The sequence below is a fragment of the Actinoplanes sp. NPDC020271 genome (assembly GCF_044388125.1).
Classification (GTDB): domain Bacteria; phylum Actinomycetota; class Actinomycetes; order Mycobacteriales; family Micromonosporaceae; genus Actinoplanes.
Window position 1 is genome coordinate 10,148 of record NZ_JBIRWQ010000020.1, and the last position, 5,568, is coordinate 15,715.

The window sequence follows — 5,568 nt, forward strand, 5'->3', positions numbered from 1 at the left end:
TGCCGGCGCGAGCGGCACTCAGCCGGCGCGAGCGGCACTCAGCCGGCGCGAGCGGCACTCAGCCGGCGCGAGCGGCACTCAGCCGGCGCGAGCGGCACTCAGCCGGCGCGAGCGGCGGAGTAGACGGCGAGACCGGTGTGCGCGGCCGCCAGCAACGGAACCGGCACACCGTGCCGCCCCGCCTCGCCGACCAGGTCACCGACGATGGCGTCGGCTTCGACCGGAAGCCCGGCGATCAGGTCCCGGTACATCGACGAGGTCGTCGGCTCGCTGCTGCTGATCGTCGCGTCCAGGAGCGAAAGTGCCTGCGCCCGTGGCGGATGACCGGCCGCCGTAGCGACCGCGATCACCTCGGCGGCGAGTGCGCGCAGGAATTCCGGCCCGCCCGGAGCCGCGTTGATCGCGCCGATCGAGCCGCGCATCAGCGTCGTCGCCGCTCCCAGCGTGGACAGCAGAACCCACTTCTCCCACATCTCGGCGAGAATGTGCCGGGACGCCCGCGAGTCGAACCCCGCCCCGGTCAGGGCAGCCGTGACCGTGTCCAGCCGTTCGTCGGGGGCGTCGCCGAGCGGGCCGAACACCAGCCGGTGCAGGTCGCTCAGCTGGACGACGTCACCGTGTTCGTCCAGCGTTCCGTGGATCATGCAGAGGCCGCCCCACACGTGTTCCGGCCCGAAGGCGCCGGCCAGCGCGGTGAGGTGACGCATGCCGTTGAGCAGTGGGATGATCACCGTCCGGTCGCCGACGGCGCGGGGCAGGGTGCGGATCACGGCGTCGAGCGCGTGGCTCTTCACGGCGACGAGCACGACGTCGTACGCCTCGATCGGGTGTTTGATCGTGTGCGGCGTCAGCCGTGTCTCGCCGGTCGGTGTGCGGATGCGCAGACCGCGCTCGGCGAGCCGGGCGGCACGACCGTCCCGGACCTGGAACGTCACGTCCCGCCCGGCCTGAGCGAGCCGCCCGCCGAAGTACCCACCGGTCGCCCCGGCCCCCACCACCAGAATGCGCACCGCAAACCCCTTTTATCAGTCCACCCCCGCATTTCGCCCGTCGATGCCGAGAGTGCGAAAAACGGCAAGCAAAGCGTGGCCGTTTTTCGCACTCTCGTCATCGACCGCAAAGGGCGAAATGCCGCCGAGCCGAAGGCGAGGCCATTAAATACAGCGAGGCCATCAAACCCAGCTCACCCGAGCACCTCGTCGTCGAAGCACCACCGCCACGTCTCACCCGGCTCGAACGAGCGCATGACCGGGTGCCCGGTCTCGGCGTGGTGGGCCGACATGTGCCGCCGCGGCGACGAGTCGCAGCAGGCGATGATGCCGCAGGTGAGGCACGTGCGCAGGTGGACCCAGTCGTCGAAGCCGCCGGCCACGCACTGCGGGCAGCCGTCCTCGTAGGCGCTCAGCGGCGCCGGATCGCCGGAATCCTTGAGATGCTGACAGATCACTTTTCTTCACTCCGGTGCAGCTGGGACTCTTCCAGGTCGAGTTCGCGCTGGGCGCGGACCAGCACTTCCTCGGGGATCCGCCCCTCGTTCCGGGCGATCTTGAAGACGTGCCGCTCAGCTCTGATCATCTCGCGTCGCAGGCGCCCGTACGCCGCCGAGGGGGTTTCCTGTTGCTGGCTGCCCAAACGTTCCCACGCGTTGTTGGAGCGGCTCTCGACCAGCCCGCGCAGCCGGTCGACGACCGAGACGGGCGCGCCGTCGGCGCTCTTCTCCAGTGCTTCGAGGGCGGCTCGGCTCGCCGCGTGCTGCACGCCGGCTTCGGCGAGCGCGTCCTGGGCGCTGGTGTCCTCGCGCACGCCGAGCCGGATGGCCAGCATGGGCAGGGTGGTGCCCTGGATCAGCAGCGTCAGCACGATGATCGCGAAGGCGATGAAGATGAACAGGTCACGGGGGTAGTCCGGGACGCCGTGCTCGCCGGGCAACGGCAGGGTCTGCGCGGCGGCGAGGGTGACCACGCCGCGCATGCCGGCCCAGGCGACGACTGTCGGCACGCTGATCGGCACGCGCGGGCCCTTGGCGCGGACGCGCGGGAAGAGCCGGCCGAGGTAGGCGGACGGGTACAACCAGACGAAGCGGGCCGCCACCAGCAGGCCGAAGACCAGGGAGGTGACGCTGATCGTGGTCGCCATGCTGGTCTCGATGTGCTCGACCACCGTCCGCAGCTGGAGGCCGACCAGCAGGAAGACCACGCCCTCCAACAGGAACGTGGTGAGCTTCCACACCGCTTCCATCTGGAGGCGGGAGGTGGCCGAGAGCAGGTACGGGATCCGGTGCCCGAGGTACAGCCCGGTGATCACGACGGCGACCACGCTGGAGGCGCCGATCTCCTCGGCGACGATCACCACGACGAACGGGGTGAGAAGCGACACAGCATCATCGAGCAGCGGGTCATCGACCCATTTGTGCAGTTTCGCGGCGGCCATCGCGGCGATGATGCCGATCACGATGCCGCCACCGGCCTTCAGCGCGACCTGGCCGGTGATCTCCCAGAACCCGACCGCGGCCCCGGCCAGGGCACCCGTCGCGACCCGCACCAGCACCAGCGCGGTCGCGTCGTTGAGCAGGCTCTCGCCCTCCAGGATCGTCACCACGTGCCGGGGCAGGCCGACCCGGCGGGCGATGGCGGTCGCCGACACCGCGTCCGGCGGGGCGACGATCGCGCCCAGCGCCACACACGCCGAGAGCGGCACCGCGGGCAGCATCCAGTGCAGCGCGAAACCGACCACGAACGCGCTGAACAGCACCAACCCGACCGCGAGGAACAGAATCGGGCGCAGCGCGTTGCGGAACGCGGGCACCGACGTCTGCAGCGCGGCCACGTAGAGCAGCGGCGGCAGGATGCCGATCAGCACCAGCTCCGGCTCGAGGTGCGCCTCCGGGAAACCCGGCACGTATGACAGGCCGAGACCGGCCACCAGCAGGACCAACGGCGCAACGAGCCCGAGGCGCCGGGCGAGGGCCGCGCCGACAACCGAGATCGCCACGAGCACGACCGTGTCGACGATGCTCTCCATGGCCGGACAGCTTATGTCAGGACGTGGTCACCACACCGGAGCGTGCCACGGTACGGGTGTGGGTGCCGTCGACCCCGGGACTCGTCCACCGGCCGTCGACCGAGAAGACGTACGGCGTCCCCGGGTTGAGCCCGGTCACGGTCGCGCTCATCCACCCGCAGCCGGTCGGCGTGACCGTGACCCAGCCGGGCGTCTCCGGCTGGGCGCCGTACACGAGCTTCTGGCTGACCGCGAGGATGTGGTAGTCGACGAGCGTCGCGTCACCCGGGTTGAACCACTTCACCACGGCGCTCGTGCTGCCCGCGGTCACGTCGGCGCCGTTGATCTGCCCGCCCTTGAACGCGGTGGTGCCGCACGCACTGCCGCTCGGCGCCGGAGTCGCCGACCGCGAGGTGGTCGGCGACAGCGTCGCGGCGGCGAACGGAGCCCGCGCCGAGAAGCTGACCGTAGGTGACGGCGCGACGCTGCCGGTCGCGACCAGCAGCCAGTTCGTCCCGGTCGGGCTGGGTGTGGCGGTGGCGCTCCTCGACGAGGCGCAGGCCGCCAGCATCAGCGAACCGGCGAGCACGGGCAGGACGACGGCAGTGGCTTTCCGAATCGCTGGCACGTCCTTCAGGTTCGGGCGGACCGGCCGGGGGCTTAGCCGTTGCGGAAGTGCTGCCGCGAGCGCTTGGCCAGGTCCTTCGTCGCCGCGGAGTTGACCCACGTGCCGAGAATCACCCCCGCTCCCGGTACGACCTTGGCGAACACCTTCCGCGCGGCCCGCACCCCGGCCATCTGGGCCAGTCGCAGGCTGAGCTTGATCACGGTGCCGCCCTGGCGGTCGGAGAAGAGCCGGCCGGCCCGTTCCCGCCCGGCGGCCACGCCCAGCGCGGTCCGGGCGGTCCCCGCGACCTTGTGCACCTTCTGCAGCACGAGCAGGTCGGTGGCGCGTTCCCCGGCCGAGGGATCGGCGTCGTAGGCCGCGGCGATGTGCAGCACCATCCGCGCCTGCGTCCAGGCGAGCACGCCGACGTCGACGACCGCGCCGGGCAGGCCGGCGACCCCGGAGATCGCGCCGGAGAGGCGGGCCAGCGTGGTGAAGTGCCGGACGGCGAGCGCGGCCAGCTCGTCCGGCGTGATGCCGGGGCGTTCGGCGCGGGTCCGGGCGGCCCACTCGGCGGCTTCCGGACCGAGGCCGCGGACCGCCTCCAGAGCGAGGTGTTCGGGGGCGTACTGCGGATCGGCTTTCATCCGCGACCAGAGCGAGTCAGGAGGGGCGGTGCCGTCGGTGACGAGATGTTGATTCAAAGATCTCCTCCCAGGGGTCTGACCCGATAGTGGCCCGGCGGCGCACCTAGGTTGCCCGGGAACGTGAGATTTTCGTGTTGACTGTCACAGCGACAGCGGAAACCCGGCCCCGGGTGCCGGAATGAACGGTGGTGACCCGCTGTTGCGGCCGGAAAAGGCGTCTTTCGAGGAGGACCGCAGCGTGCTCGACCCACACGGGCTCTACCAGGTGGCCGGGGAACTGCCCGAGCTGGACAGCCCCGTGCTGATCCAGGCGCTCACCGGGTTCGTCGACGCGGGCAGCGCGATCCAGCTCGCCCGCGAGAACCTGCTGGAGAACCTGGAGAGCGAGGTCATCGCGACCTTCGACCTCGACCAGCTCCTCGACTACCGCTCCCGCCGGCCCCCGATGATCTTCGTGGCCGACCACTTCGAGAGCTACGAGGAGCCGGTGCTCGCCCTGCACCTCGTCCGGGACCAGCTCGGCACCCCGTTCCTGCTGCTCACCGGCCCCGAGCCGGACCTGCAGTGGGAACGTTTCATCGCGGCCGTGACCGAGCTGATCGAGCGGCTCGGCGTCAAGACCACCATCGGGCTCAACGCGATCCCGATGGCCGTGCCGCACACCCGGCCGGCCGGGCTGACCGCCCACGCCACCGACAAGAGCCTGCTCGGCGAGCACGAGTCGTGGCTGCAGCGGGTGCAGGTGCCGGCCAGCGTCGGCAACCTGCTGGAATTCCGGCTCGGGCAGAGCGGGCACGACGCGCTCGGCTACGCCGCGCACGTCCCGCACTACCTGGCTCAGACCGGCTACCCGGCCGCCTCCGAACTGCTGCTCGACTCCGTCTCGGCCAACACCGGGCTGGCGTTGCCGACCGGGAAGCTGCGCGAGGCGGCCAAGGTGGTCCGCGAGGAAGTCGACAAGCAGATCGCCGACGACGAACAGGCCGGTCGGCTCGTGACCTCGCTGGAGGCGCAGTACGACGCGTTCCTGCGCGGGCGGGCGAACAACCTGCTGGTCGACGACGACACGGCGCTGCCGACGGCCGAGGAACTGGGAGCGGAGCTGGAGCGCTTCCTGGCCGAGCAGACGCGGGACGAGGGGTGAGTTCGATGGGTGTTAGCTGTATTTGATGGCCTCGCTTCGCTCGGCGGGCATTTCGCCCCTTTAGGTCGTTGGGGGGGGGGGGGGGGAAAAAAAACCCCGGCGGGGGTGTTTTTTTTGGGGGGACGGGGGGGCGGGGGGGAATAGGGTGGGGGGGTGGGGGGTGGGGGGGT

General features: G+C 70.7%; 6 protein-coding genes. 1 reads left to right on the forward strand and 5 read right to left on the reverse strand.

The window, feature by feature from the left end; all coding sequences use genetic code 11:
- Positions 1-98: 98 nt before the first annotated feature.
- The 5 genes from ACH442_RS33580 to ACH442_RS33600 all read right to left on the reverse strand — a co-directional run bounded on the left by ACH442_RS33580 (position 99) and on the right by ACH442_RS33600 (position 4,254).
- Positions 99-1,010, reverse strand: coding sequence for a ketopantoate reductase family protein (locus ACH442_RS33580; RefSeq protein WP_396342080.1), 912 nt, complete (start codon positions 1,008-1,010; stop codon positions 99-101).
- Positions 1,011-1,183: 173 nt separating this feature from the next.
- Positions 1,184-1,447 carry a UBP-type zinc finger domain-containing protein gene (locus ACH442_RS33585; RefSeq protein WP_396342081.1) on the reverse strand — a complete coding sequence of 88 codons (264 nt, stop codon included), beginning with the start codon at positions 1,445-1,447 and terminating at the stop codon, positions 1,184-1,186.
- Entirely contained in the window at positions 1,444-3,021 is a 1,578-nt protein-coding gene (locus ACH442_RS33590) for a Na+/H+ antiporter (protein WP_396342082.1), read from the reverse strand. The genes ACH442_RS33585 and ACH442_RS33590 overlap by 4 nt, the downstream gene beginning before the upstream one ends.
- A 16-nt stretch (positions 3,022-3,037) precedes the next feature.
- On the reverse strand, positions 3,038-3,628 hold the full coding sequence (locus ACH442_RS33595; RefSeq protein ID WP_396342083.1) for a fibronectin type III domain-containing protein: 591 nt from the start codon (positions 3,626-3,628) through the stop codon (positions 3,038-3,040).
- Positions 3,629-3,660: 32 nt separating this feature from the next.
- Positions 3,661-4,254, reverse strand: coding sequence for an EcsC family protein (locus ACH442_RS33600; RefSeq protein WP_396342234.1), 594 nt, complete (start codon positions 4,252-4,254; stop codon positions 3,661-3,663).
- 238 nt (positions 4,255-4,492) lie between these two features.
- Here ACH442_RS33600 and ACH442_RS33605 point away from each other — a divergent pair, with 238 nt between their 5' ends.
- The gene (locus ACH442_RS33605; protein WP_396342235.1) at positions 4,493-5,398 is read left to right on the forward strand and encodes a proteasome assembly chaperone family protein; all 906 of its coding nucleotides are present in this window, start codon (positions 4,493-4,495) and stop codon (positions 5,396-5,398) included.
- Positions 5,399-5,568: the final 170 nt, after the last annotated feature.